Raw genomic sequence first — 22270 nt, forward strand, 5'->3', positions numbered from 1 at the left:
AATAACAATGCGTTGAAGAAGCTTTAATTATCTTCGGTGAACTTGCGCGGATGACGCGTGGAGTTAGTTGGTTCGTAGTCGGCTCCCTTGTCCTCGTTGCGCTGGCGGGTTGCGGCCGCGGTTTCATGACCGCGGAACGTGAACCCTGGCGGGCCGAGGCAGAAAAGGCATGCTTGAAATCCGGTGCGGTCAAGGAGACCGCGGATCTCGTCCGCATCGATCCGATTTCCGGACCGGGCGCCTGCGGCGCTGAATTTCCGTTGAAAGTGGTTGCGCTCGGCGAGTCGATGAGCAGCCTCGGTTATGCCGGCGATCTGCGCCCGCCCGGAAGTATCGGCAATCAGCCGCGCTGGCCGGTGTCGCAGCAGCCTCCGTCCTATCAGCAGCCATCGTCGCAATCGCCGTCTTATCCGTCGCAGCAGCCGTATCAGGCGCAGCGACCATATCCACCGCAGTCCGGCGCGCCGATGCGATTGAACGCGCCCGGAACCGAGCCGCCCGACGAGGAAGATCTCGAGGCCGCATCCGACGCCCCGTCGCCTGCACCGAGCCGCGCGCCGCGCGCACCCTATGCCGCGCAGCCTTATCCTCCCGCGAGCCAGCCTTACACACCGCCGCGTCTCGGCCCGTCGCAGGGATCTGCGGTGAACCGGTTCGGTTCGGTCACGCTCAAACCTGCCGCGACGCTGGCCTGTCCGATCGTGTCCGCACTCGACCGCTGGCTGGCGGACTCGGTTCAGCCGGCCGCTCAGCGCTGGTTCGGTTCGCCGGTCGCGGAGATCAAGCAAATCTCGGCCTATTCATGCCGCGGCATGAACGGCAATTCGCGCTCGCGCATTTCAGAGCACGCCTTCGGCAACGCGCTCGACATTTCCTCGTTCACGCTCGCGGACGGACGGCGCATTTCAGTCAAGGACGGCTGGAAGGGCTTGCCGGAAGAGCAGGGCTTCCTGCGCGACATTCAGGGCGCGGCGTGCCAGCAGTTCAACACGGTGCTGGCGCCGGGCTCGAACGTCTATCACTACGATCACATTCACGTCGACCTGATGCGGCGCGCGAGCGGCCGCGTGATCTGTCAGCCCGCCGCCGTTTCCGGCGAGGAGATCGCGGCACGCGCGGCGCCGCGCGGTGGATATGCGGCGCGCGATAATGGCATCGCCGGCTCGATCGGAAAGAGGGTCAAGAGCGTTTTCGCGCGCGGCCCGCTGTCGAAGGAAGACCGCGAGTCGATCGAAGACGAATCCCGCGTCAGGGAGCGCTGATTTTCAACTGTTCTAGTGGTCCGATTCTAACATTCGCCTCTCAGTGCAGCGGTATCCTTGCGAATGTTAGAATCGACGGACCACTAGCAAATATAAGTTTCTAGTGGAGGTTGGATTTGACATTCGCTTCACGGACTTGCCGCTACGTCAGGTAGCGAATGTCAAATCCACTCCACTAGCGAATGCGATAGCCGGCGAGGAAAAGCCGCGCCGCGCTGTCGACCACCGTTGCGATCTGTTCCTTCGTTGGAGCAGGCTTAGCCTGAAAGACGTAGGGCTCGAACAGCGTCGCCTGACACATTCTCATGAATTGAGCCGCGGCGAGTTCGCAGTCGTCGATCGCGAGTTCTTTGGCGCTGACCCGTGCCGCGAGGTAGGTCGCGAGGAGGCGCATGGTGTGGGCGATGACACGGTCGTAGAACCGGCGGCCGACGTCGGGCATCCGTTCCGCGATGGCCATCACGGTTCTGACCGCTGAGCCGCCGTCCGGCCGGCACAGGATTTCGATATAGGCGCGGCCGAAAGCGCGCAGGCTGGTTTCGGCGTCCAGCGCGGGGTCGAAATTGAACGCCGTCTTGCCGTGCTCAAGGGTTTCCTGCTCGACAATGGCCTCGAACAGCCGGTTCTTGTCGGTGAAGTAGACGTACAGCGTCCCCTTGGAGACACCCGCGGCCCGCGCGATCTCGTTCATGCTGGCGCCGTCGAAACCCAGATCCATAAAGACTCGCCGCGCGCCATCCATGATCTGGTGGCGTTTCGCGCTGTCTTCGTCGCCGGAAGCGACGGTGAGGTGGGTCTGTGCAACCATTTGTTTAGGCTGTTTTTCCGTTTCGCTGTGGAGCGCGCCGCCGGAAGGGCTGCGGGAACGCGGATTACGGTATCGAGATATCTGTCAAAATTACCATTGACCGAACCGTTCGGTCAATGGTAATTTTGTCGCACGTTGGGCATGATCCCGGAGCCGGAAACGGCTTCGGAAAAAAGAACGAACAAGTCCCGCGCAGACGCTGAGGAATTGCCGGCGCGCAAGCGTCTCTCCGGATTTTGCTGTTTTGATACTTGATTGGAGGCCGTGATGGCCGTGCCTGCCCGAGACCAGGTTGCAAGGGTTGTTCACCCGGAGCCTGATTCATCCGAAACCGACGCATCGCGCGCGGACATCGAGCAGCGTGTGCGTCCGGTCGAGCAGCCTGCGACCGATGCACCCGAGGCAGCGCCACCTGCTGATGCGAAAGAAGAATCCGCGAAACCGAAATCCCCGACCCGCAAGCGCGTCCTCGTCGGCGTCGGTGCGATTGCGATCCTCGCCGGCATCTACTTCGGCTATCACTATATGGTCGTCGGCCGTTACATGGTCACGACGGATGACGCCTATGTCCGCGGCTATAACACCACGCTCGGGGCGCGGGTCTCCGGACATATCGCCGCGATTGCCGTCGAGGACAACGCGCGGGTCGGCGCGGGCAGCGTCATCCTTCGCATCGACGACGGCGACTACCGCATCGCCGCCGACAACGCGCGCGCGAAAATTGCCACGCAGGAAGCGACCATCGACCGGATTGGCCGCCAGGTCACGGCGCAGGAGAGCGCGGTGGATCAGGCGAAGGCGCAGCTTGCCTCTGCTGATGCAGCGACCAAGCGCGCGGAAGCGGACTTCGCGCGGCAGGAGACATTGAGCACCAGGGGATTCGCGTCGAAGGCGACGTTCGATGTGTCGCAAGCCGGCCGCGATCAGGCCCTGGCATCGGTTCAGGCCGCGCAGGCGGCGCTCGACGCCGCGCAGGCCCAGGTCGATGTCGTCAAGGCGCAGAAGGCGGAAGCCGAAGGGCAGTTGCAGGAATTGCGCACAGCGCTCGCCAAGGCGGTGCGCGACCTGTCGTTCACCAGCGTGCTTGCGCCCGTGGACGGCACATTCGCCAACCGCATCGTCAATGTCGGCGACTACGTGCAGCCCGGCCAGCGGCTTGCCAATGTGGTGCAACTCGACAACGTCTATATCGACGCCAACTATAAAGAGACACAGCTCGGGCGGCTGAAGCCGGGCCAGCGCGTCAAGATCACGGTCGATGCCGTGAGCGGCCGCACCATCAACGGCATCGTCGACAGCATTGCGCCGGCGTCGGGCTCAATCTTCACCCTGCTGCCGCCGGACAACGCCACCGGAAACTTCACCAAGGTGGTGCAGCGCGTGCCGGTTCGTATTCGCGTTCCGGCCTCCGTCGCGCGGGAAAACCTGCTGCGCCCCGGCATGTCGGTGGTGACCTCGGTCAACACCAAACCCTCGCCGGACGGGGTCGATCCGATCGTCGCCCGATAACCGCGTGCGGGATCGCGCATCGCTGATCGCAGGGACAGTGTGATGGCGTCAAACACCACATCGCTGACCATGGACGGCGCCCCGGCCGTACCCGCGCCGGAGGAAACGATCAGCACGCGGCGGCTGATCGCGTTCCTGATCATGGTGTTCGGGATGTTCATGTCGATCCTGGACATCCAGATCGTCTCGGCATCGCTGGCTGAAATCCAGGCCGGTCTGTCGGCCAGCACCAGCGAAGTTGCATGGGTGCAGACCTCGTATCTGATCGCCGAAGTGATCGCGATTCCGCTGTCGGGCTTTCTGTCGCGCGCGCTCGGCACGCGGCTGCTGTTTGCGATCTCCGCTTCCGGATTTACCGTGGCGAGCTTCATGTGCGGCATGACCTCGACCATCGAACAGATGATCTTGTGGCGCGCGATCCAGGGCTTCGTCGGCGCGGGCATGATCCCGACCGTGTTCGCCTCGGCTTATACGGTTTTCCCGCGTAACAAATTCCACATCGTCGGCCCGATCATCGGCCTCGTCGCCACGCTGGCGCCGACCATCGGTCCGACGGTGGGTGGCTACATCACCGACCTGATGTCGTGGCACTGGCTGTTCTTCATCAATATCGTCCCCGGTATCGCCATCACCATCGGTGTGCTGGCCTTGGTCGACTTCGATGAGCCGAATTTCGAACTGCTTCAGCATTTCGACTGGTGGGGACTGGCTGCGATGGCAGGCTTCCTCGGCTCGCTCGAATACGTGCTTGAAGAAGGTCCGCGCAACGACTGGCTGCAGGATGAATCCATCTTCTTCTTCGCGGTGGTCTGTGTTCTGTCGGCGGTGGCTTTCTTCTATCGCGCGCTGACGCAAAAGGAGCCGATCGTCGATATCCGCGCCTTCACCGACCGGAACTTCGCGCTCGGCTGCATGTTCTCGTTCTGCGTCGGCATCGGACTCTATGGCCTGACCTACGTCTATCCGCGTTATCTGGCCGAAGTGCGCGGCTACAGCGCGCTGATGATCGGCGAGACTGTGTTCGTGTCCGGTGCGGCGATGTTCATCAGCGCGCCGTTCATCGGACGGCTGATGACCAAGGTCGATTTGCGTCTGATGATCGCGGCCGGACTGCTCATTTTCGCGCTCAGTTCGTGGATGATGACCGGGATCACGCGCGATTACGATTTCTATGAATTGCTGGTGCCGCAGATCCTGCGCGGCGTCGGCATCATGATGGCGATGGTGCCGGTCAACAATATCGCGCTCGGCACGCTGGCGCCCTCGCGCCTGAAGAATGCGTCAGGGCTGTTCAACCTGACGCGCAACCTCGGCGGCGCGGTGGGGCTCGCCCTCATCAACACCATCCTCGACAGCCGGACCGACCTGCATATCTCGCGGCTGCATGACAAAGTCACCTGGGGCAATGCGGTGGCGGTCGAGACGCTCAACATGCTGACCCAGAAATTCCAAGGGGCGGGCAACGCATCGCTGATGGCGCTGAAGCAACTGTCGCTGATCGTGCACCGGCAGGCGGTGGTGATGAGTTTCGGCGATGCCTTCTTCATCCTGGCGTGCTTCTATCTTGCACTCAGCGTGCTGGTGTTCTTCGTCAACAAGCCCAACATGATGGGCCCGGACGCGCATTGAAGTCCAGCCGCGCCCGTGGCACATCAGTCACGAACACAGCAACGGCAAGCGCGGGCACATGAGCTACATCAGCGGCGTCGGACTGACGGCTTTCGGCAAGCAAGAAGGCCGTTCGACACTCGATCTCATGAGCCAGGCGGCCGAGAGCGCGCTGTCGGATGCCGGCCTCAAGCGCGCTGACATTGACGGTCTGCTGACCGGCTATTCCACCACGATGCCGCATCTGATGCTGGCGACGGTGTTCGCCGAACATTTCGGCGTGCAGCCGTCCTATGCCCACGCCATTCAGGTCGGCGGCGCGACGGGACTTGCGATGGCGATGCTGGCGCATGAACTGGTCGAGGCCGGGGTCGCGAAAACCATTCTCGTGGTTGCAGGCGAGAACCGTCTCACCGGACAGGCGCGCGATTCGGCGATGAGCATGCTGGCCCAAGTCGGCCATCCCGACTACGAAGTGCCGCTCGGCCCGACCATCCCGGCTTATTACGGCCTGCTCGCCTCGCGGTACATGCACGACTACGGCCTGATACAGGACGACATGGCGGAGTTCGCGGTGCTGATGCGTAAGCACGCGATGCTGCATCCCGGCGCGCAATTCCACGATCCGATCACGGTTGCCGACGTGATGGCGTCGCGCGAAATATCATCGCCGCTGAAGCTGCTGGATTGCTGCCCGGTATCGGACGGCGGCGCGGCCTTTATCGTCAGCCGCGAGCCGACCAGCGACCATCATGTCCGCATCATGGGTTGCGGACAGGCGCATCTGCACCAGCATGTCACGGCGGCGCGCAGTCTCTCCGACGTCGGTGCAAAGGTTGCAGTGTCGCGCGCGCAAGCGAAAGCAGGCGTCGATCCGCGCAGTATCAAATATGCCGGCATCTATGACAGCTTCACCATTACGCTCGCGATCCTGATCGAGGAGCTTGGGCTCGCCGCGCGTGGCGAGGCCGCTGCCCGCGCGCGCAACGGCGATTTCGGCATTGAGGGGGCACTGCCGCTCAACACTCACGGCGGGCTCTTGAGCTACGGCCACTGCGGCTGCGGCGGCGCGATGGCGCATCTGGTCGAAACGCAATTGCAGATGACGGGCCGGGCTGGGCCGCGACAGGTGCGCGACGCGTCAATGGCGCTGTTGCACGGCGACGGCGGCGTGATGTCGTCCCATGTCAGCATGTTTCTGGAGCGGGTGCGATGAGCGAAGCGACCGACCTGAAGGGCTGGAACGACGGCGTCGACGCGATTCTGTATCAGTCATGCGGGGCGTGCCGTCATCTCTGGTACTTCCGTCGCGGGTTTTGTCCGTCCTGCGGCGATGCTTCGCCGCAGCCTCACAAGGCGAGCGGCAACGGCGTGGTCTATTCCGCGACGCTGGTTCGCCGCGCGGCGACGTCCGAGACCAGGGCGCTTGTGCCTTATGCGATCCTGCTGGTCGATATGGCGGAAGGCTTTCGCATGATGGCGCATGGCGACATTGATTTGCGTATCGGAGATCATGTCGTCGCGGAATTCAGGCCGTTTACCGGTATCCGCACGCCGTACTTCGTGAAGGTATAAGCAAGGTCACCACGTGTCATTCCGGACAGTCCGCGCATGGCGGACTGGTCCGGAATCCAGAAACGTTCATCGAAAGCAACTTCTGGATTCCGGGTTCACTCGCTCCGCTCGCGCCCCGGAATGACAGAAATGCAATGTGCGGCGTGACGCCGCGCCGACATTGCCGGTTTTTAAACGCCGGTACAAAATTTGCCGCAATTATTGCCCAAAACATCATCAGCGGATTTCGCCCCTGAGTCCGCATTGCTCGAACGCGGGAGGATCGCATGGATTTGAAGTTTGCGTTTATCGCGACCCCGCGAGTCCTGCGCGTACGCGCCTCGGCATCCGGATACCCCCTCGGTTAACCCCGCGGTCCTCCGCGTAAGGTTGCCGGCTGCCATCGGTTCTCCGATGGCCAGTCTGAGGTCGTCCGGTTTGCGTTGTCGCGAACCCTGCTGACCAAATTCCACAACCTGATTCTTTACACGTGACGATTGTGCGCGGCGATGCCGCTGCATCGTCCATTATTCCTGGAGTCGGCTTGCGCCCGCGCAGCCGAAACATGCCATGACTCATACTCGTAACAAAAAACCATCCGCCCTTCGTGCGGTGCTTCCGTTCGTCTTCCGTCACTGGCGCAATCAGCCGGTGCGATTGTTCGTGGTTGCCAGCGGCCTGATCGGCGTGGCGGCTGCGGATGTTTTCATGCCGCTGTTCGCCGGTCGGCTGGTGGACGCCGTGACACTTGCGGCGACCGATCCGGCCGCCGCTCAGCGCGGGGCCATAATTGCGTTTGGCGCCATCGTGGCGCTCGGCGTTTTGGCACTGGTGCTGCGTCTGATTGGCTTGAAGGCAATCTTGCCGTTCACCCTGCGCATCATGTCGGATGTGGCGCAGAACGCCTTCGTGCGAATCCAGCGTTTTTCTACGGACTGGCACGCCAACAGCTTCGCCGGATCGACCGTGCGCAAGATCACGCGCGGCATGTGGGCGCTCGATCTGCTCAACGACACCATCCTGATGGCGCTGGTGCCATCGCTGGTGGTGCTGATCGGCTCGACCATTCTGGTGGGATGGCACTGGCCGGTGCTCGGCGCGGTGATCGCGATCATCACCGTCGTCTATGTGAGCATGACGGTCGCGCTGACGGCGAACTACATTGCGCCGGCCGCGCAACTGTCGAACGCGCTCGACACCAAAGTGGGCGGCACGCTGGCCGATGCGTTGACGTGCAACGCAGTGGTGAAGTCGTTCGGCGCGGAGAACCGTGAAGATGCGCGGCTTGCCGGCGTGGTCAGCAAGTGGCGCCGGCGCGCAGGCCGCACCTGGCTACGCTACACCTACGTCGGCATTGCGCAGAACGCAGTGCTGGTCGTCATGAGCGCCTGCGTGATTGGCGGCGTGCTTCTGCTGTGGATCGCGGGCCGTGCCACGCCGGGTGAAGTCGCCTACGTGGTGACGACCTATTTCGTCATCCACGGCTATCTCGGCGACATCGGCCAGCACATCAGCCACCTGCAGCGTTCGGTGAACGACATGGAGGAGCTGGTTGCGATTCACGACGAGGCCATCGGCATTGCCGACGCGCCGGATGCCGTGCCGATGAAGGTCGCGGGCGGCGGCATCGTGTTCGACGATGTGACGTTCCACTATCGCGGGCACGACACGCCGCTGTACGACCGGCTTGCGGTCAACATCAGGCCTGGCGAGCGCGTCGGTCTGGTCGGCCGCTCGGGCTCCGGCAAGACGACGTTCGTCAAGCTGGTGCAGCGGCTGTATGACGCGACTGGCGGACGCGTGCTGATCGACGGTCAGGATGTCGCAAAGGCGACGCAGCAATCGCTGCGCAGCCAGATCGCCATCGTGCAGCAGGAGCCGACCCTGTTTCACCGTTCGCTGGCCGAGAACATCGGCTACGCGCGGCCGGGCGCGACCATGGCGCAGATCGAGGAAGCGGCGCGGCTTGCCAACGCGCACGACTTCATCATGCGGCTGCCGAAGCGTTACGAAACGTTGGTGGGCGAGCGCGGCGTGAAACTGTCGGGCGGCGAACGTCAGCGTGTGGCGTTGGCGCGTGCCTTCCTTGCCGACGCGCCGATCCTGATTTTGGACGAGGCCACCTCAAGCCTCGACTCGGAATCGGAGGCCTTGATTCAGGAGGCGATGGACCGCCTGATCCAGGGCCGCACCGCGATCGTGATCGCACACCGGCTCTCCACAGTGCGCAGCCTCGATCGCATCCTGGTGTTCGACCGGGGCCGGATCGCCGAGGAGGGGACGCATGCCTCGCTCGCCAGGCGTCCCGGCGGTATCTACCGCTCGCTGTTCGAACGGCAGGTGCTTGAACTCGACCGCATGTCGGCGGCTGAGTAAGGCATTGCGAGCGAAGCGAAGCAATCCAGTCTTGGGAATAGCGAGAACTGGATTGCTTCGTCGCAAGCGCTCCTCGCAATGACAGTGTAAATATCCGGTGCTAGCGCAGGTTGACCGTCTTGCGATTCACCGCGCTGGTGTACTGGAAATCGTCGCCGTCGATCAACGGAACGGGATGAGGCGAGACCGTGTGGACGGCGTAGCCGCTTCTCGTTTGCTATCGCCTGATAGAGCGCCTCGCCGGCGCGGATGAGCAGATCCTCCGGCGTCAGTTGTTCGTCCCGTGGAAGGTTCAAAGTTGAGGGAACTGGAACTGCCTGAGGCGCGATGGGAAGGGAATCCTGAACGGGCCTTCACTGCGGGCCGAGCCATGCATCCGGCACGATGAGGTCCGCTTCGGGAGCAATGCCGAGTGTGAGCCGCTTCACACGGCAGATGCGGTTTCGGTGGCCACCTTGGGGTGTGATTGCATTCAACACGAAGCCCGACGGCGCAATTTCTGTCTCCGCAACCGGAGATTCGTGCTTAGGTTCCCGCATAAGGCCACTTGCTGCATTCAATCTCGAAATTGGAATTGCTGTTCCCTGGTGTTCTTGGATCAGGTGCAAGGAGGCATTGTCATGAATAAGGTGAGCAACGCGCTTCGCTGTCTGGCGAGCGCGATCTTTGTCAGCGCGATGTGTGTGGGCAGCGCTGCGGCGCAGCCGGTGGGCGCGGGCTGCGTGCTGGATCAGGCGGCCTTTGCCGGGCGACAGGTTCTGCGCTGCGCCGGAGGCTTGACCATTACCGCGGAGAGCGGTGCTCAGTACTCACTCCTCGATCGCGATGGGAACGGAAAAGCCGACGCGGCCCGTCTGAGCAGCCGCGCGTTGCTGATTGATGCGCCCAAGGGCAGTCTCGGCAAGACCGGCTTTCAGGTTCTGACGCCGCAAGCCATCGCGGCGGTGCGCGGCACGAAATGGGCGGTGGATGCAGACGGAAGCAAGACATCCGTATTCGTCGCGCAGGGGCGCGTCTCGGTGCGGCGGCCGGATTCCGGGCGCGGTGTCACGCTCGGTGCTGGTGACGGAGTCGATGTAGAAGCCGGCACAGGTGCGCTGACTGTCAAGCGCTGGGCGCCCGCGCGCGTTCAGGCACTTATGGCGCGCTTCGGACAATAACCGCCGATGAAGCGATTGCGGCTCCCGACCTTGGCGGCACTCGCTCTCGCGGGGCTGTGGGGACTCGGGCTCGGTCTTGTCCATTTGCGCGGCGACGCATGGTTCCTCGATCGTTTCGAAGCGACGATGACCGATCTTCGAACGCTGGTTCGCGGAAGGATCAATCCGCCTGATCTGGTGAAGATCATTGCCATCGACGATGACGTGGTGCGGAACGAGGGGGGCTATCCTCTCCCGCGCGCTGCCTTGGCGAGAATCGTCGATGGGCTTGCGCGCTTCAAACCCAAGGTGATCGTGATCGATCTGCTTCTTGTCGATCCGGGACCCGAGAGCGGCGATCAGGCGCTGGAGCAGGCGCTCGATCAAAGCCCGAGCGTGATCGCCGCCGCGGCTGTCTTTGCACAGGGCAAGCAGTGGGTCGCATCCGGGGAGAGTGGTCCACTTGCAGGTGTGCCGAGCGCCGACCGGTTCCTGCTGCCGCTGCAGCGGTTCGCGGATCGCGCGGCGGTCGGCCTGGTCAATGTCGCGACGGACCAGAGCGGAACGCCGCGTTTCTTTCCCATGCTTTTCAGGCAGGGTAATCGCATTGAAGCGTCGCTGCCGTTGCGCGTCGCGGCTGTCGCCGCTGCGGAGAATCCCGGTGTGGAGCCGGACCGCCTCACGCTTGCGGGCAAGTCGATCCCGACGGATATCAGTCACGTTCTCCCGCTGAGCTTCTATGGTCCTCGCGGCACCATCCCGACGTTCAGCGCCGCTTCTGTGCTGAACGGACAGATAGACAGCAAGACGATCCACGATCGGATTGTGGTGATCGGTGCAACCGTCACCGGCGGTGGCGACGTTTTCCCGACTCCCTTCGATTCCGTGCTGCCGGGTGTCGAAGTCATTGCCACCGCCATTACGCATCTGATCGCCGGCGACGGAATAGTCCGTGACCGGAATGTGCGGCTTGCCGATGTCGGCTTTGCCGTCGTGCTGCCCATGATTCTTGTCGGCCTTCTGGCGTGGCGTCGCAGCGTCGTCGCGCTGATCTTGATCGTGGTCGTTTTTCTGGCCTGGCTTGGATTGAATGTCGCCGCGTTTTCGTACGGGGTCTGGCTGAGCGCCGCGCTGCCGATGGCTGCAGCAATTCCGCCAGTCATGCTGTTCGGCGCTTTGCAACTCCTGCAGGGACGACGGCGTGCGCAGTATTTTGCGATGAGGAACAGCCTCCTTCAGCAATTTCAGGCTCCGGTGGTGCGCGATTGGCTGACCCGTCATCCCGATTTTCTTTCGGAGCCCGTCCACCAGAATGCAGCGATCGTGTTCATCGATCTGTCCGGCTTCACGGCACTGAGCGAGACCATGGACGCGGACGAGATCCGCGAATTGCTGAAGTCCTTTCATGCCTTGATCGACAAGGAAGTCGTGACAGCCGGCGGCGTGATCACGAGCTTCATGGGCGACGGCGCAATGATCCTGTTCGGTCTGCCCGAGCCCGGGCCGGGCGATTCCGCAAATGCAGTGCGTTGCTGCGTCAATCTGTGCACCGGCACTCAAACATGGCTAGCGTCGCTGCCGCCATCGATTGCGGCGCGGCTTGGATTTAAAATTGGCGCGCATTTCGGGATGATCGTTGCGTCCCGATTGGGCGGCAGAAGCTATCAGCACATCACGGCGACCGGCGACACCGTCAATGTCGCGAGCCGCTTGATGGAAGTCGCGGCGCGGCAAGGCGCCGAGCTTGCAATGAGCGCGGAGATGTTCCGCGCGGCCGGTGCTGACAACGCGTTGTCGGTGTCGGGTTTTCTCAGTGGACCTGTGGACACCAGGATCAGAGGGCGGTCAGGCTCGCTGACGATCTGGCTCTGGAAAAGCTCTCTCCCCGGCGAGACCATGGCCAAGGCCAGCTAGCCGCGCTCCTTTGCCGGATCACACGCAGATAAATCGGCCAGTCTCTAAGCCGGGTTCGCAGGGCGCGCGCTTCAACGCGCCTGCTTGGGAAGGACAAAGGTCTGGCCAGGATAAATGAGATCTGGATCTCGGATCTGGTCCCGGTTCGCTTTTAAAACCAGCGGGTATCGCATGCCCGTGCCGTAGGTGGCGCGGCTGATGCGCCAGAGGCTGTCGCCGCGCGATACGACAATGGCGGAGCGTGGGCCTTTATCTGACGGAACGGACGCTTGAGAAGACCCGGCGGCTTGATCCGGCGCGGAACGGTTCGCCATTACCGTCTCCGGAACATTCGTCGGTGCTCCGGCGCGTGGGCGGGCGGCGGCGGAACTGGACTCTGCCGCGTCCAATGCGACCGCCATTTTCTGTTCGGATGTTACCTGCTTGCCGCCGGGTTGGCTGGACCTCAATGTCAGGTCGTAACTTCCGGGAGGAAGCGGCGGTGGGATCATGACGAATTGCCCGGATTGATCTGCGACCGCTCGATCAAGCGGCTCGCCGTTGCGCAGCAACTCCACGGTCGCGCCGGGCGCGGCCCTGCCGGCGATAACTGCGTCACCCGTTCGCGCAATGCGGGCAATGTCGAAGACAGGCGCGGACTTATCTGTGTCCGGCGCGCGGGGCGGGGCGGCAAGTGCACCCGTCACGGCGTTTGCTTCAGCTTGTGCCGTTGCGAGCGCGGCCGGGCCATCAACTTGCGCGCCCGATGCGGGCGGCGTAACCGCCGGCGCGGCGATTACAGTTCTGGTTTCAACTTTGGCTTCAACCGGTGGCTCGCGCTGTATGTGTCTGATGCCGAAGACAAGCGCCGCGCCGCATACCGCAACAAGCGCCAGAGACAGAACAATCACCCGGCCCGTCGATGCGGCAGTCATGGTACGCGCCCCTTCGCCAGATTGTAACTCGTCAGCGCCCCAGGTTGACCTTGCGCCGATTTTTTCCGGCCATCAAGTCCGCAGCCATTCGGTCAGCGGCGCGAACTGTCACGAAATGGCGAGGGGTCCGGCGTGTTAGCGCCGAACCCCTCATTCTCGATCAGCCAGCCTGTAAGCCGGGTTCTGTAGGGCCTGAATGGTTTACACCACGCAGACGTGACGGCCATTCCTCTGGGACGCAAGTTGCCTTGCGCCTCGAGCAACCTACCCGGACAGCGGGCCTGACACCGCCCCGCGGAGTTATCGCTCGAGAGCGAACTGTCCGCTATGCCGTCCCTATTCGGTTTTGCTCCCGGTGGGGTTTGCCATGCCATCTCCGTTGCCGGAGATGCGGTGCGCTCTTACCGCACCTTTTCACCCTTACCGCCCCCTCCTTATCCCTCCCCCGCAAGCGGGGGAGGGTAGGGTGGGGGAGGCGGTTCGTTCTCTGTGGCACTTTCCCTGGGGTCGCCCCCGCCGGTTGTTATCCGGCACCGTATGTCGATGGAGCCCGGACTTTCCTCCCCGGCGACCTTTCGATCGTTGCCGGAGCGGCCGTCCGGCCGACTGACGCCGCAGTGATGGGCGTGCGGGCGCGGGAGGTCAAGAGGTGAGGAGCGCTTCTTTCGGCATCAGCGCGAGCAGATCGTTCAACGTGGTCAATGTCGAGGTGTCGGCAATGCCGTCCACGCGCTCGGGCCGGAAGTGCCGCTGGAAGGCGGCGACCACATCCATGGTGTTGGCGTCGTAGAGTCCGTTCAGCGGCACGCCGTAACCGAAGCTCGCCAGCAGCTTTTGCAGGGCGAGGACATCGTCGCCGGATGCGCCGAGCATGGTCTTCACGCCGCGAACGATCGGCGCCGGTTCGACCCACAAGCCGACGCCGGAATCCGCCAGCAGCCGCCACGGGAATTTCTCGCCGGGGTCTTTCTTGCGGCCGGGCGCGACATCAGAATGTCCGAGAATGCGATGCTTTGGAATCTCGCGGCGGATCATGATGCCCTTGCACAACGCGATCACGGCCGCAGTCTGGCGCAGCGGGAAATCGGTGTAGCCGAGATCATGGCCGGGGTTGACGACCTCGATGCCAATGGAAACGGAGTTGATGTCGGTCTCGTTGCCCCAGGAGGACGCGCCTGCATGCCAGGCGCGATCCGCTTCGCGCACGCACTGGACGATATTGCCGTCCTCGAGCACGACATAATGCGCGGAGACCTCGGTGCCCGTCGTGCACAGCCGGACGATCGCGCTCGCCGGATCGGCCATCCCGGTGTAGTGCAGCACGATCATGTTCGGCGACAGCACGCCCTTACGGTCGCCATAGTTCGGCGACGGCGTGACGTTCGAGACGACGGACGAATCCGGCACGAAGTTCGGCATTTCAGCAGTATCCCCCAGGTGGAAAATCGGGACGCTGACGCTTCGAACCAAATCCAGCAGACTCAAACGATCCTCGCGGCATACAGGTACTCGAAACAGGGCGAGAGAAGGGCGGTAGCCAGCTAGTGATAGAGTAGTGCACCATCGGTGCAATCCGGGCGGGTTCCATCACCGGTCCTTGCCCCCAGAACATTGCGCATGGCCGGGTTGCTGACCGACGACTCTGAAAGACATCTTCTTTATTCTTTAAAGGCGATCTTCCGCGTCAACCATTCCTTAACGATAACTGCCGCTACTGAAGGATGTGGAGTCGCGCCGAATGGGGGCGACTGTGGTCTTTAGATGCGCAAAAAGCCCCGCGAAAAGCTCGATGGTTGGCCAGAAAATCCCATGCGGAACCTCGAATTTGCGGCGCGTCATCGCCAGCGCCTCCGCGTTCAGGTCGATCTGGGCGCCGGAAAGGGCCAATCTCGGGTTGTTCGGGCGGGATCTTGCAGATCGGTCCGGATATTCAGGCCGCCATGCGGCCGTCTTTCACCGGCAGGCGTTTGAAATGTCGCCCGACGATGCACCAGTGCGCCATGTTCCGGTTCTCGGCCGCGAAGCCGTCGAGGCGCTCGAGCCGCATGACGGCGGCGTCTACATTGATGCCACGTTCGGCGCCGGCGGCTACAGCCGCGCGATCCTGAAAGTTCCCGGCACGCGCGTGATCGGGATCGACCGCGACCGCACCGCCATTGCGGGCGGCTTCGAGCTTGTGGAGTCGTCCGCTGGGCGGCTGACGCTGGTCGAGGATCGCTTTTCCAATCTGGCCGACGTCTGCGCCGGGCAAGGCTTCAGCGCGGTCGACGGCATCGTGATGGATGTCGGCGTCTCGTCGATGCAACTCGATCAGTCCGAGCGCGGCTTCTCGTTCCGATTCAACGGCCCGCTCGACATGCGGATGGGCCACGACGGGCCGACCGTGGCCGATGTTGTGGCGAAGGCATCCGAAACCGATCTCGCCAACATCATTTATATTTTCGGCGAGGAGCGGCATTCACGCGCGGTGGCCCGCGCCATCGTCGCGGCAAGGAAAGAAGCGCCGATCACCACGACGCGCGCGCTGGCCGACATCGTTTCGCGCGTGGTGCGCTCCAAGCCGAACGAGATTCATCCGGCCACCCGCACGTTCCAGGCGCTGCGGATCTTCGTTAACGAAGAGCTGGACGAACTGCATGCGGCGCTTGTGGCTGCCGAAAAGACATTGAAACCCGGCGGGCGTCTCGCGGTGGTGTCGTTCCACTCGCTCGAGGACCGCATCGTCAAGAATTTCCTCAACGAGCGCGGCAAGCGCGGCGGCGGTTCGCGGCATCTGCCGGACGTCAAGCAGGCGTTGCCGAGCTTCGAGATTCTCACCAAGCGCCCCGTCGTGGCCGGTGACGACGAGGTCGCGGCCAATCCGCGCGCGCGTTCGGCGAAACTGCGTGCCGCTGCGCGCACTGACGCGCCTGCGCAGTCCGAAACTGCATCGTTCGACTGGCCGCAACTGGCCGACGTGATGAGGGGAGGCTGACATGCGCTTCGTCCACCTCTTCGTCATCTGCGCGCTGGTCTTCGCCGCGGCCTATGTCTACCGGATCAAAATGGAATCGACCGTGCGGACCGAGCGCGTTCTGAAACTGCGCGCGGACATCCGCCAGCAGCGCGATTCGATTGCGAGTCTAAAAGCGGAATGGGCCAAGCTGGAATCGCCGAAGCGATTGCAGGAACTGGCCTCGCGCCACCTTTCGCTGCGCCCGATCGAAGCGATCCAATTCGATTCGCTGAAGAATCTGCCGCCGCGTCCGCCGAGCTTCGTCAAGCCGGGCGATCCCGACCCGATCGGCACAATCATCGAAAGCGTCGATCTGGAGGCGCTTGCCGCCGCCGCGTCGCAGGACGAAACGCTCACCGGTTCGATTCCCCAGCCGGAGGGCGCGCAATGACAGATCAGGCGCCCAAGCGACCTGCAGAACCCTGGCGCCAGCGGCTGATCCGCACGCTGCTCTATGGGCGCAATGTCGATCGCTCGGCCAAGGCACGCGCGCGCGTGGGCCTTGCGATTATCGCGTTCTCATTGGTCTACGCCGTGATCGCTGGCCGCCTCGTGATGTTCGCTGTCGGCGGCGACGGCCACGGCACGCGGCGCACGGCATCGCAGGACGCCATCGCCACCGCCCGGCCTGACATTCTGGACCGCAATGGAATGATCCTGGCCACCGACGTCAAGACGCCGTCGCTGTTCGGCGAGCCGCGCCGCATCATCGACAAGGACGAGGCGATCGAGCTGCTGACCGCGACGCTGCCGGATGTCGATGCGGGCGAGGTGCGCGACCGATTGTCGTCGCGCAAGGGCTTTGTCTGGCTGAAGCGCGAAATCACGGCGCAGCAGCAGAAGGACATTTACCGTCTCGGCATTCCCGGCATCGGTTTCCTGCGTGAGAACAAGCGCGTCTATCCGAGCGGCCCCATCGTGTCGCATCTGATCGGCCACGTGAACATCGACAACCAGGGCATCGCGGGCATCGAAAAGTGGCTCGATTCGAACGGACTTGCCGATCTGCATCGCGCCGGATTCGCGACCGACCGGCAGCAGGAGCCGGTTCAGCTCGCAGTCGATCTGCGCGTCGAACATGCGCTGCGCGATGAACTGCTGAAGGCCAAGGACAAATACTCGGCGAAGGCGGCCGCGGGTCTGGTCTCGAACGTGAATACCGGCGAGATCATCGCCATGGTCTCGGTGCCTGATTACGATCCGAACAACCCGCGCGAGGCTAACGACCCGACCCGCATCAACCGCCTGACCACCGGCGTGTTTGAAATGGGATCGACGTTCAAATCGCTGACGCTCGCCATGGCGCTCGATTCCGGCCGCGCCACCATCAACACACTCTACGATGCGCGCGCACCGCTAGTGTACGGCAAGTTCAGGATCAACGACACCCACAATCTCGGACGTTCGGTTCCGATGTGGGAGGTGTTCACCGAATCCTCCAACGTCGCCTCCGCACGCATCGCGCTGTCGATGGGCGTCGAAGCGCATAAGGCGTTTCTGCGCAAACTTGGTCAGCTCTCGCGGCTGCGTACCGAATTGCCGGAGAGCGCCGAGCCTCTGGTGCCGAAGCGCTGGAGCGAACTGAACACCATTACCATTGCGTTCGGTCACGGTATGGCGGTCGCGCCGCTGCAGGCGGTGATGGGCATCAATGCGCTGATCAATGGCGGTTATCTCATTCCGCCGACATTCCTGAAGCGGTCGCGCGAGGATGCGATGCAGGTCGCCAAGCAGGTGGTCAAGCCTGAGACCAGTAACAGCATGCGCTACCTGATGCGGCTGAACGCGGAAAAAGGCACGGCGCGCAAGGCCGACGTCAAGGGTTACTATGTCGGCGGCAAGACCGGCACCTCGGAAAAGGTCGTCAACGGCCGGTATTCCAAGAAGCAGGTGCTGAATTCCTTCACCGCGATCATGCCTGCCGACAATCCGCAGTATCAGCTCCTGATCATGCTGGATGAGCCGAAGGGGCTACCGGAAACCCACGGCTTTATTACTTCGGGCTGGAACGCCGTGCCGACCGGCGGCAAGGTGATCGAGCGGATCGCCCCGCTGCTGGGGATGACGCCGCGGTTCGATTTGCCGCCGTCCGAGCGCCTTATTCTTGCGGCATCGAAGGAAAGCCGGTAACCGCACGGCTGCGCGTATTCCGCAAAAGTGGGCACCGGTTTTGCGGCTAGAATACGCGCATGCTTAGATGTACCGGGGTGAAATGAAACTACGCGACCTTTTCAGCGGGGACGCCGTGATCGGCGCGCAACATGCCGATGTTGCGGTCGCTGGCCTCGCCGTGGACAGCCGTGTGGTGAAGCCGGGCGACGTGTTTTTCGCGCTGGCCGGGGTCAAGACCGACGGCGCGCGCTTCATCGATCAGGCGATTGCCTCCGGCACTGCTGCGGTTGTCAGCGATCGCATTCCCGAGAATGACAACCGCGTTCCGTTCGTTGCGGTGCCGAATCCGCGCCGCGCGCTGGCGCTTGCCGCCGCGCGGTTCTATGCACGTCAGCCCGCCACCATTGCCGCCGTTACCGGCACCAGCGGCAAGACCTCGGTGGCGGTGTTCACCCGGCAGATCTGGCAGCGCCTTGGTTATGCCGCCGCGAGCATCGGCACCATCGGGCTGGTTTCGCCGAAACGCACGATCTATGGCTCACTGACCACGCCCGATCCGATTGCACTGCATCGTTCGCTCGACGAAATCGCGGGCGAGGGCGTGACACATCTGGCGTTCGAAGCGTCGTCGCATGGCCTCGACCAGCATCGGCTCGACGGCGTGCGCGTCAGCGCCGGCGGGTTCACCAATCTGTCGCGCGACCACATGGATTACCATCCGACGGTCGAACACTATCTCGCGGCCAAGCTGCGGCTGTTCACTGATCTGATCGTTGATGGCGGCGCTGCGGTGATCGCTGCCGATCATGAACACTCGCAGGCGGTGATCGCTGCCGCGCGCATTCGCAAGCTGCGGATTGTGACGGTCGGTCGCAACGGCGAAGGCATCAAGCTCGTTGATGCGGCGGTGGACGGCTTCGCGCAGAAGCTGACACTTGAGCATGACGGCAAGCGCCATCAGGTGCGGCTGCCGCTGGTCGGCGAATTCCAGATCGAGAACGCGCTGGTCGCGGCGGGACTCGTGATTGCGACAGGCGGGGATGCGGATCGCGCCTTCGCGGCGCTGGAACATCTCGCAGGCGCGCCGGGCCGGCTCGAGCTGGTCGGTGAGCGCAATGGCGCGCCGGTGTTTGTGGACTACGCACACAAGCCGGATGCGCTGGCGAAGGCGCTGGAAGCCTTGCGGCCCTACACCAAGCGCAAGCTCGTCGTGGTGTTCGGCGCGGGTGGTGATCGCGACGCCGGAAAGCGGCCCCTGATGGGCGCGATCGCTGCGGAGAACGCGGACACGGTGATTGTCACCGACGACAATCCCCGTTCTGAAAATCCCGCCTCCATCCGCGCCGCCATCATGGCGGCTGCGAAGGGGGCCAGGGACATCGCGGATCGTGCCGAGGCGATCCGTGCTGCCATTGCGGGCCTGCAGACGGGCGATGCGTTGCTGATCGCGGGCAAGGGTCACGAAACCGGACAGATTGTGGGAGATAAAGTGTTGCCGTTCAGCGATCACGAAGCCGCTATGGCGGCATTGGCGGAGCATGCGGCATGAGCACGGCATTATGGACGAGTGCTGCGATGGCAGAAGCGATGCGTGCCGCAAGGCGCGGCGCGCTGCCGAATGATGTCACGGGCATTTCCATCGACAGCCGCACCCTGACGCTGGGCGAGGCCTATTTCGCGATCAAGGGCGACGTTCACGACGGCCACGATTTCGTTGAGGCTGCGCTGAACAATGGTGCCGCGCTCGCCGTTGTCGCGAAGACCCACGCGGACAAATTCGCAGCCGACGCGCGGCTGCTGGTGGTCGATGATGTGCTCGCAGGTCTTGTCGATCTCGGGCGAGCGTCGCGGGCGCGTCTCGGCGGGAAGGTGATCGCTGTGACGGGTTCGGTCGGCAAGACTTCGACCAAGGAAGCGCTGCGCGCGGTGCTCGGCGGCCAGGGCGAGACCCATGCGTCGGTCGCCTCGTTCAACAATCACTGGGGCGTGCCGCTGACGCTGGCGCGTTGCCCGGCGTCAGCAAAGTTTGCGATCTTCGAGATCGGCATGAACCATGCGGGCGAGATTGAGCCGCTGGTGAAAATGGTGCGGCCGCATGTGGCGATCATCACAACGGTCGAGCCCGTACATCTGGAATTCTTCTCCGGCATCGAGGCGATTGCCGACGCCAAGGCGGAGATCTTTGCCGGCATCGAGCCCGGCGGCGCGGTGGTGCTCAACCGCGACAACGCGCAGTTCGCTCGCCTGAGCAAGAGCGCCAAGGCACAGAAGATCGAACGCATTGTTTCGTTCGGCAGTGACGAGAAAGCCGATGCACGGCTGATCGATGTGTCGCTGCATGCTGCATGTTCTGCGGTGCGTGCGAGCATTCTCGATCAGGACATCACCTACAAGATCGGGATGCCCGGACGCCACATGGTGATGAACTCGCTCGCGGTACTGGCGGCGGCTTCGCTCGCTGGGGCTGATCTCGCACTGTCGGCGCTGGCGCTGGCACAGCTTAAGCCCGCGACAGGGCGCGGCGTGCGGCAGCAACTGGTTTTGAGCGAAGGAACAGCAACGCTGATTGACGACAGCTACAACGCCAATCCGGCGTCAATGGCGGCAGCGATCACGGTGCTCGGTCAGGCGACCGTCGGTCCGCGCGGGCGGCGCATTGCGGTGCTTGGCGATATGCTGGAACTCGGCGCAACCGGCCCCGATCTGCATCGCGGCCTTGCCGAAGCTATTAAAGCGAACGGGATCGACGCGGTTTTTTGCTGTGGTCCATTGATGCACAACTTGTGGGAAGCCCTTCCTTCCACGAAGAAGGGCGGCTATGCCGATAACTCGGCTGCACTTGAGCCGCAGGTGATTTCTGCTATCGGCGCTGGCGACGCCATTATGGTCAAGGGTTCGCTTGGTTCGCGTATGAAATTGATTGTGACGGCACTGCAAAAGCGCTTTCCGGAAAAAGCCACGCTCGACGGCGTCGCACTATAAGGCAATTGGAAATGTTTTATTGGCTGACTGAATTCGCCGGCACGATCCCCGGCATCAATGTGTTCCGCTACATCACGTTTCGCACCGGCGGCGCGATGGTCACCAGCGCGTTGTTCGTCTTCCTGTTCGGGCCGTGGATCATCGATCATCTTCGCCTGGCGCAGGGCAAGGGTCAGCCGATCCGCGCCGACGGTCCGCCGACGCATCTGGTGACCAAGAAGGGCACGCCCACCATGGGCGGCCTGATGATCCTGTCGGGCCTGATCGTCGCGACGCTGCTGTGGGCCAACCTGCGCAATGCTTATGTCTGGATCGTGCTGCTGGTCACACTCGGCTTCGGCTTCGTCGGCTTCTATGACGACTACCTGAAAGTTTCCAAGCAGACCGACAAGGGATTCTCCGGACGCTCGCGCCTCGCGGTGGAAGCGCTGATCGCGTTGATCGCCTGCGCCTGCATCGTCTGGTTCGGCCGCAGCGGGTCGGTCACGGCGGTGTCGATCCCGTTCGTCAAGGATTTCATGCTCAACATCGGCTGGTTCTACGTGATGTTCGGCATGTTCATCATCGTCGGCGCCGGCAACGCGGTGAACCTCACCGACGGCCTCGACGGCCTCGCCATCGTGCCGGTGATGATCGCCGCGGCGAGCTTCGGCATGATTGCCTATCTTGTCGGCAACGCCGTATTCTCGGAATATCTGCAGATCCGCTACGTCCCCGGCACCGGCGAACTCGCGGTGCTGTGCGGCGCGGTGCTTGGCGCGGGTTTGGGTTTCCTCTGGTTCAATGCGCCGCCGGCGTCGATCTTCATGGGCGACACCGGATCGCTCGCGCTCGGCGGCATGCTCGGTGCAATCGCAGTCGCCACCAAGCACGAGATCGTACTGGCGGTGATCGGTGGCCTGTTCGTGGTCGAGGCGCTGTCCGTCATTGTGCAGGTGGCGTCGTTCAAGCTCACCGGCAAGCGGTTCTTCCGCATGGCGCCGATCCATCATCACTACGAACAGAAGGGCTGGACCGAACCGCAGATCGTGATCCGGTTCTGGATCGTTTCGGTGATGCTGGCGCTGGCTGGTCTTTCCACGCTGAAGCTGCGGTGA

General features: G+C 63.0%; 17 protein-coding genes and 1 other RNA gene. 14 read left to right on the forward strand and 4 right to left on the reverse strand.

Features of this window, described 5'->3' with window-relative positions; genetic code table 11:
- Nucleotides 1-50: 50 nt before the first annotated feature.
- Entirely contained in the window at nucleotides 51-1262 is a 1212-nt protein-coding gene (locus YH63_RS12555; RefSeq protein WP_046827312.1) for an extensin-like domain-containing protein, read from the forward strand.
- A gap of 175 nt (nucleotides 1263-1437) precedes the next feature.
- On the opposite strand, the gene YH63_RS12560 is transcribed toward YH63_RS12555, so the two are convergent.
- Nucleotides 1438-2070: a TetR/AcrR family transcriptional regulator gene (locus YH63_RS12560; protein WP_046827311.1), complete on the reverse strand. Its 633-nt coding sequence runs from the start codon at nucleotides 2068-2070 to the stop codon at nucleotides 1438-1440.
- 267 nt (nucleotides 2071-2337) lie between these two features.
- Between YH63_RS12560 and YH63_RS12565 the strand changes: the two genes are divergently transcribed.
- The 7 genes from YH63_RS12565 (at nucleotide 2338) to YH63_RS12600 (ending at nucleotide 12170) form a co-directional block, all read left to right on the forward strand.
- The gene (locus YH63_RS12565; RefSeq protein WP_046827310.1) at nucleotides 2338-3579 is read left to right on the forward strand and encodes an HlyD family secretion protein; all 1242 of its coding nucleotides are present in this window, start codon (nucleotides 2338-2340) and stop codon (nucleotides 3577-3579) included.
- 42 nt (nucleotides 3580-3621) lie between these two features.
- Complete coding sequence (locus YH63_RS12570) at nucleotides 3622-5208, forward strand: DHA2 family efflux MFS transporter permease subunit (protein WP_046827309.1); 1587 nt, start codon at nucleotides 3622-3624, stop codon at nucleotides 5206-5208.
- Nucleotides 5209-5266: 58 nt separating this feature from the next.
- The gene (locus YH63_RS12575) at nucleotides 5267-6403 is read left to right on the forward strand and encodes a thiolase family protein (RefSeq protein ID WP_046827308.1); all 1137 of its coding nucleotides are present in this window, start codon (nucleotides 5267-5269) and stop codon (nucleotides 6401-6403) included.
- Complete coding sequence (locus YH63_RS12580; RefSeq protein WP_046827307.1) at nucleotides 6400-6762, forward strand: Zn-ribbon domain-containing OB-fold protein; 363 nt, start codon at nucleotides 6400-6402, stop codon at nucleotides 6760-6762. The genes YH63_RS12575 and YH63_RS12580 overlap by 4 nt, the downstream gene beginning before the upstream one ends.
- A 549-nt stretch (nucleotides 6763-7311) precedes the next feature.
- Nucleotides 7312-9117 (forward strand): ABC transporter ATP-binding protein, encoded by a 1806-nt coding sequence (locus YH63_RS12585; protein ID WP_046827306.1) that lies wholly within the window; start codon nucleotides 7312-7314, stop codon nucleotides 9115-9117.
- A gap of 620 nt (nucleotides 9118-9737) precedes the next feature.
- Complete coding sequence (locus YH63_RS12595) at nucleotides 9738-10277, forward strand: FecR domain-containing protein (RefSeq protein ID WP_046829550.1); 540 nt, start codon at nucleotides 9738-9740, stop codon at nucleotides 10275-10277.
- Nucleotides 10278-10283: 6 nt separating this feature from the next.
- A complete protein-coding gene (locus YH63_RS12600) occupies nucleotides 10284-12170 on the forward strand; it encodes a CHASE2 domain-containing protein (RefSeq protein WP_046827304.1) in 1887 nt (628 codons plus the stop codon).
- Between the two features lie 71 nt (nucleotides 12171-12241).
- Here YH63_RS12600 and YH63_RS12605 read toward each other — a convergent pair whose 3' ends face one another.
- The 3 genes from YH63_RS12605 to YH63_RS12615 all read right to left on the reverse strand — a co-directional run bounded on the left by YH63_RS12605 (nucleotide 12242) and on the right by YH63_RS12615 (nucleotide 14503).
- Nucleotides 12242-13084, reverse strand: a complete 843-nt coding sequence (locus YH63_RS12605; protein WP_046827303.1) for a LysM peptidoglycan-binding domain-containing protein — start codon at nucleotides 13082-13084, stop codon at nucleotides 12242-12244.
- Nucleotides 13085-13240: 156 nt separating this feature from the next.
- Nucleotides 13241-13694: RNase P RNA component class A (gene rnpB / locus YH63_RS12610), an RNA gene on the reverse strand.
- Nucleotides 13695-13726: 32 nt separating this feature from the next.
- Complete coding sequence (locus YH63_RS12615; protein ID WP_046827302.1) at nucleotides 13727-14503, reverse strand: N-acetylmuramoyl-L-alanine amidase; 777 nt, start codon at nucleotides 14501-14503, stop codon at nucleotides 13727-13729.
- Nucleotides 14504-14873: 370 nt separating this feature from the next.
- On the opposite strand from YH63_RS12615, the gene rsmH reads away from it, so the two are divergent.
- From rsmH to mraY, 6 genes are all read left to right on the forward strand, one after another.
- Complete coding sequence (rsmH, locus tag YH63_RS12620) at nucleotides 14874-16058, forward strand: 16S rRNA (cytosine(1402)-N(4))-methyltransferase RsmH (protein WP_046827301.1); 1185 nt, start codon at nucleotides 14874-14876, stop codon at nucleotides 16056-16058.
- Between the two features lies 1 nt (nucleotide 16059).
- Nucleotides 16060-16470: a cell division protein FtsL gene (ftsL, locus tag YH63_RS12625; protein WP_046827300.1), complete on the forward strand. Its 411-nt coding sequence runs from the start codon at nucleotides 16060-16062 to the stop codon at nucleotides 16468-16470.
- The gene (locus YH63_RS12630) at nucleotides 16467-18209 is read left to right on the forward strand and encodes a peptidoglycan D,D-transpeptidase FtsI family protein (protein WP_046827299.1); all 1743 of its coding nucleotides are present in this window, start codon (nucleotides 16467-16469) and stop codon (nucleotides 18207-18209) included. The genes ftsL and YH63_RS12630 overlap by 4 nt, the downstream gene beginning before the upstream one ends.
- Before the next feature lie 82 nt (nucleotides 18210-18291).
- Nucleotides 18292-19740 carry a UDP-N-acetylmuramoyl-L-alanyl-D-glutamate--2,6-diaminopimelate ligase gene (locus YH63_RS12635; protein WP_046827298.1) on the forward strand — a complete coding sequence of 483 codons (1449 nt, stop codon included), beginning with the start codon at nucleotides 18292-18294 and terminating at the stop codon, nucleotides 19738-19740.
- Entirely contained in the window at nucleotides 19737-21173 is a 1437-nt protein-coding gene (locus YH63_RS12640; protein WP_046827297.1) for a UDP-N-acetylmuramoylalanyl-D-glutamyl-2,6-diaminopimelate--D-alanyl-D-alanine ligase, read from the forward strand. The genes YH63_RS12635 and YH63_RS12640 overlap by 4 nt, the downstream gene beginning before the upstream one ends.
- A gap of 11 nt (nucleotides 21174-21184) precedes the next feature.
- Nucleotides 21185-22270: a phospho-N-acetylmuramoyl-pentapeptide-transferase gene (mraY, locus tag YH63_RS12645; protein ID WP_046827296.1), complete on the forward strand. Its 1086-nt coding sequence runs from the start codon at nucleotides 21185-21187 to the stop codon at nucleotides 22268-22270.

The organism is Afipia massiliensis, assembly GCF_001006325.2.
Classification (GTDB): domain Bacteria; phylum Pseudomonadota; class Alphaproteobacteria; order Rhizobiales; family Xanthobacteraceae; genus Afipia; species Afipia massiliensis_A.

Coding starts and splice junctions, on each gene's coding strand:
- YH63_RS12575 (WP_046827308.1), top strand. CDS start 5,267: ATGAGCTACATCAGCGGCGTCGGACTGACGGCTTTCGGCAAGCAAGAA.
- ftsL (WP_046827300.1), top strand. CDS start 16,060: ATGCGCTTCGTCCACCTCTTCGTCATCTGCGCGCTGGTCTTCGCCGCG.
- YH63_RS12585 (WP_046827306.1), top strand. CDS start 7,312: ATGACTCATACTCGTAACAAAAAACCATCCGCCCTTCGTGCGGTGCTT.
- mraY (WP_046827296.1), top strand. CDS start 21,185: ATGTTTTATTGGCTGACTGAATTCGCCGGCACGATCCCCGGCATCAAT.
- YH63_RS12640 (WP_046827297.1), top strand. CDS start 19,737: ATGAGCACGGCATTATGGACGAGTGCTGCGATGGCAGAAGCGATGCGT.
- YH63_RS12560 (WP_046827311.1), bottom strand. CDS start 2,070: ATGGTTGCACAGACCCACCTCACCGTCGCTTCCGGCGACGAAGACAGC.
- YH63_RS12605 (WP_046827303.1), bottom strand. CDS start 13,084: ATGACTGCCGCATCGACGGGCCGGGTGATTGTTCTGTCTCTGGCGCTT.
- YH63_RS12595 (WP_046829550.1), top strand. CDS start 9,738: ATGAATAAGGTGAGCAACGCGCTTCGCTGTCTGGCGAGCGCGATCTTT.
- YH63_RS12630 (WP_046827299.1), top strand. CDS start 16,467: ATGACAGATCAGGCGCCCAAGCGACCTGCAGAACCCTGGCGCCAGCGG.
- rsmH (WP_046827301.1), top strand. CDS start 14,874: ATGGTTGGCCAGAAAATCCCATGCGGAACCTCGAATTTGCGGCGCGTC.
- YH63_RS12600 (WP_046827304.1), top strand. CDS start 10,284: ATGAAGCGATTGCGGCTCCCGACCTTGGCGGCACTCGCTCTCGCGGGG.
- YH63_RS12555 (WP_046827312.1), top strand. CDS start 51: ATGACGCGTGGAGTTAGTTGGTTCGTAGTCGGCTCCCTTGTCCTCGTT.
- YH63_RS12565 (WP_046827310.1), top strand. CDS start 2,338: ATGGCCGTGCCTGCCCGAGACCAGGTTGCAAGGGTTGTTCACCCGGAG.
- YH63_RS12580 (WP_046827307.1), top strand. CDS start 6,400: ATGAGCGAAGCGACCGACCTGAAGGGCTGGAACGACGGCGTCGACGCG.
- YH63_RS12615 (WP_046827302.1), bottom strand. CDS start 14,503: ATGCCGAACTTCGTGCCGGATTCGTCCGTCGTCTCGAACGTCACGCCG.
- YH63_RS12635 (WP_046827298.1), top strand. CDS start 18,292: ATGAAACTACGCGACCTTTTCAGCGGGGACGCCGTGATCGGCGCGCAA.
- YH63_RS12570 (WP_046827309.1), top strand. CDS start 3,622: ATGGCGTCAAACACCACATCGCTGACCATGGACGGCGCCCCGGCCGTA.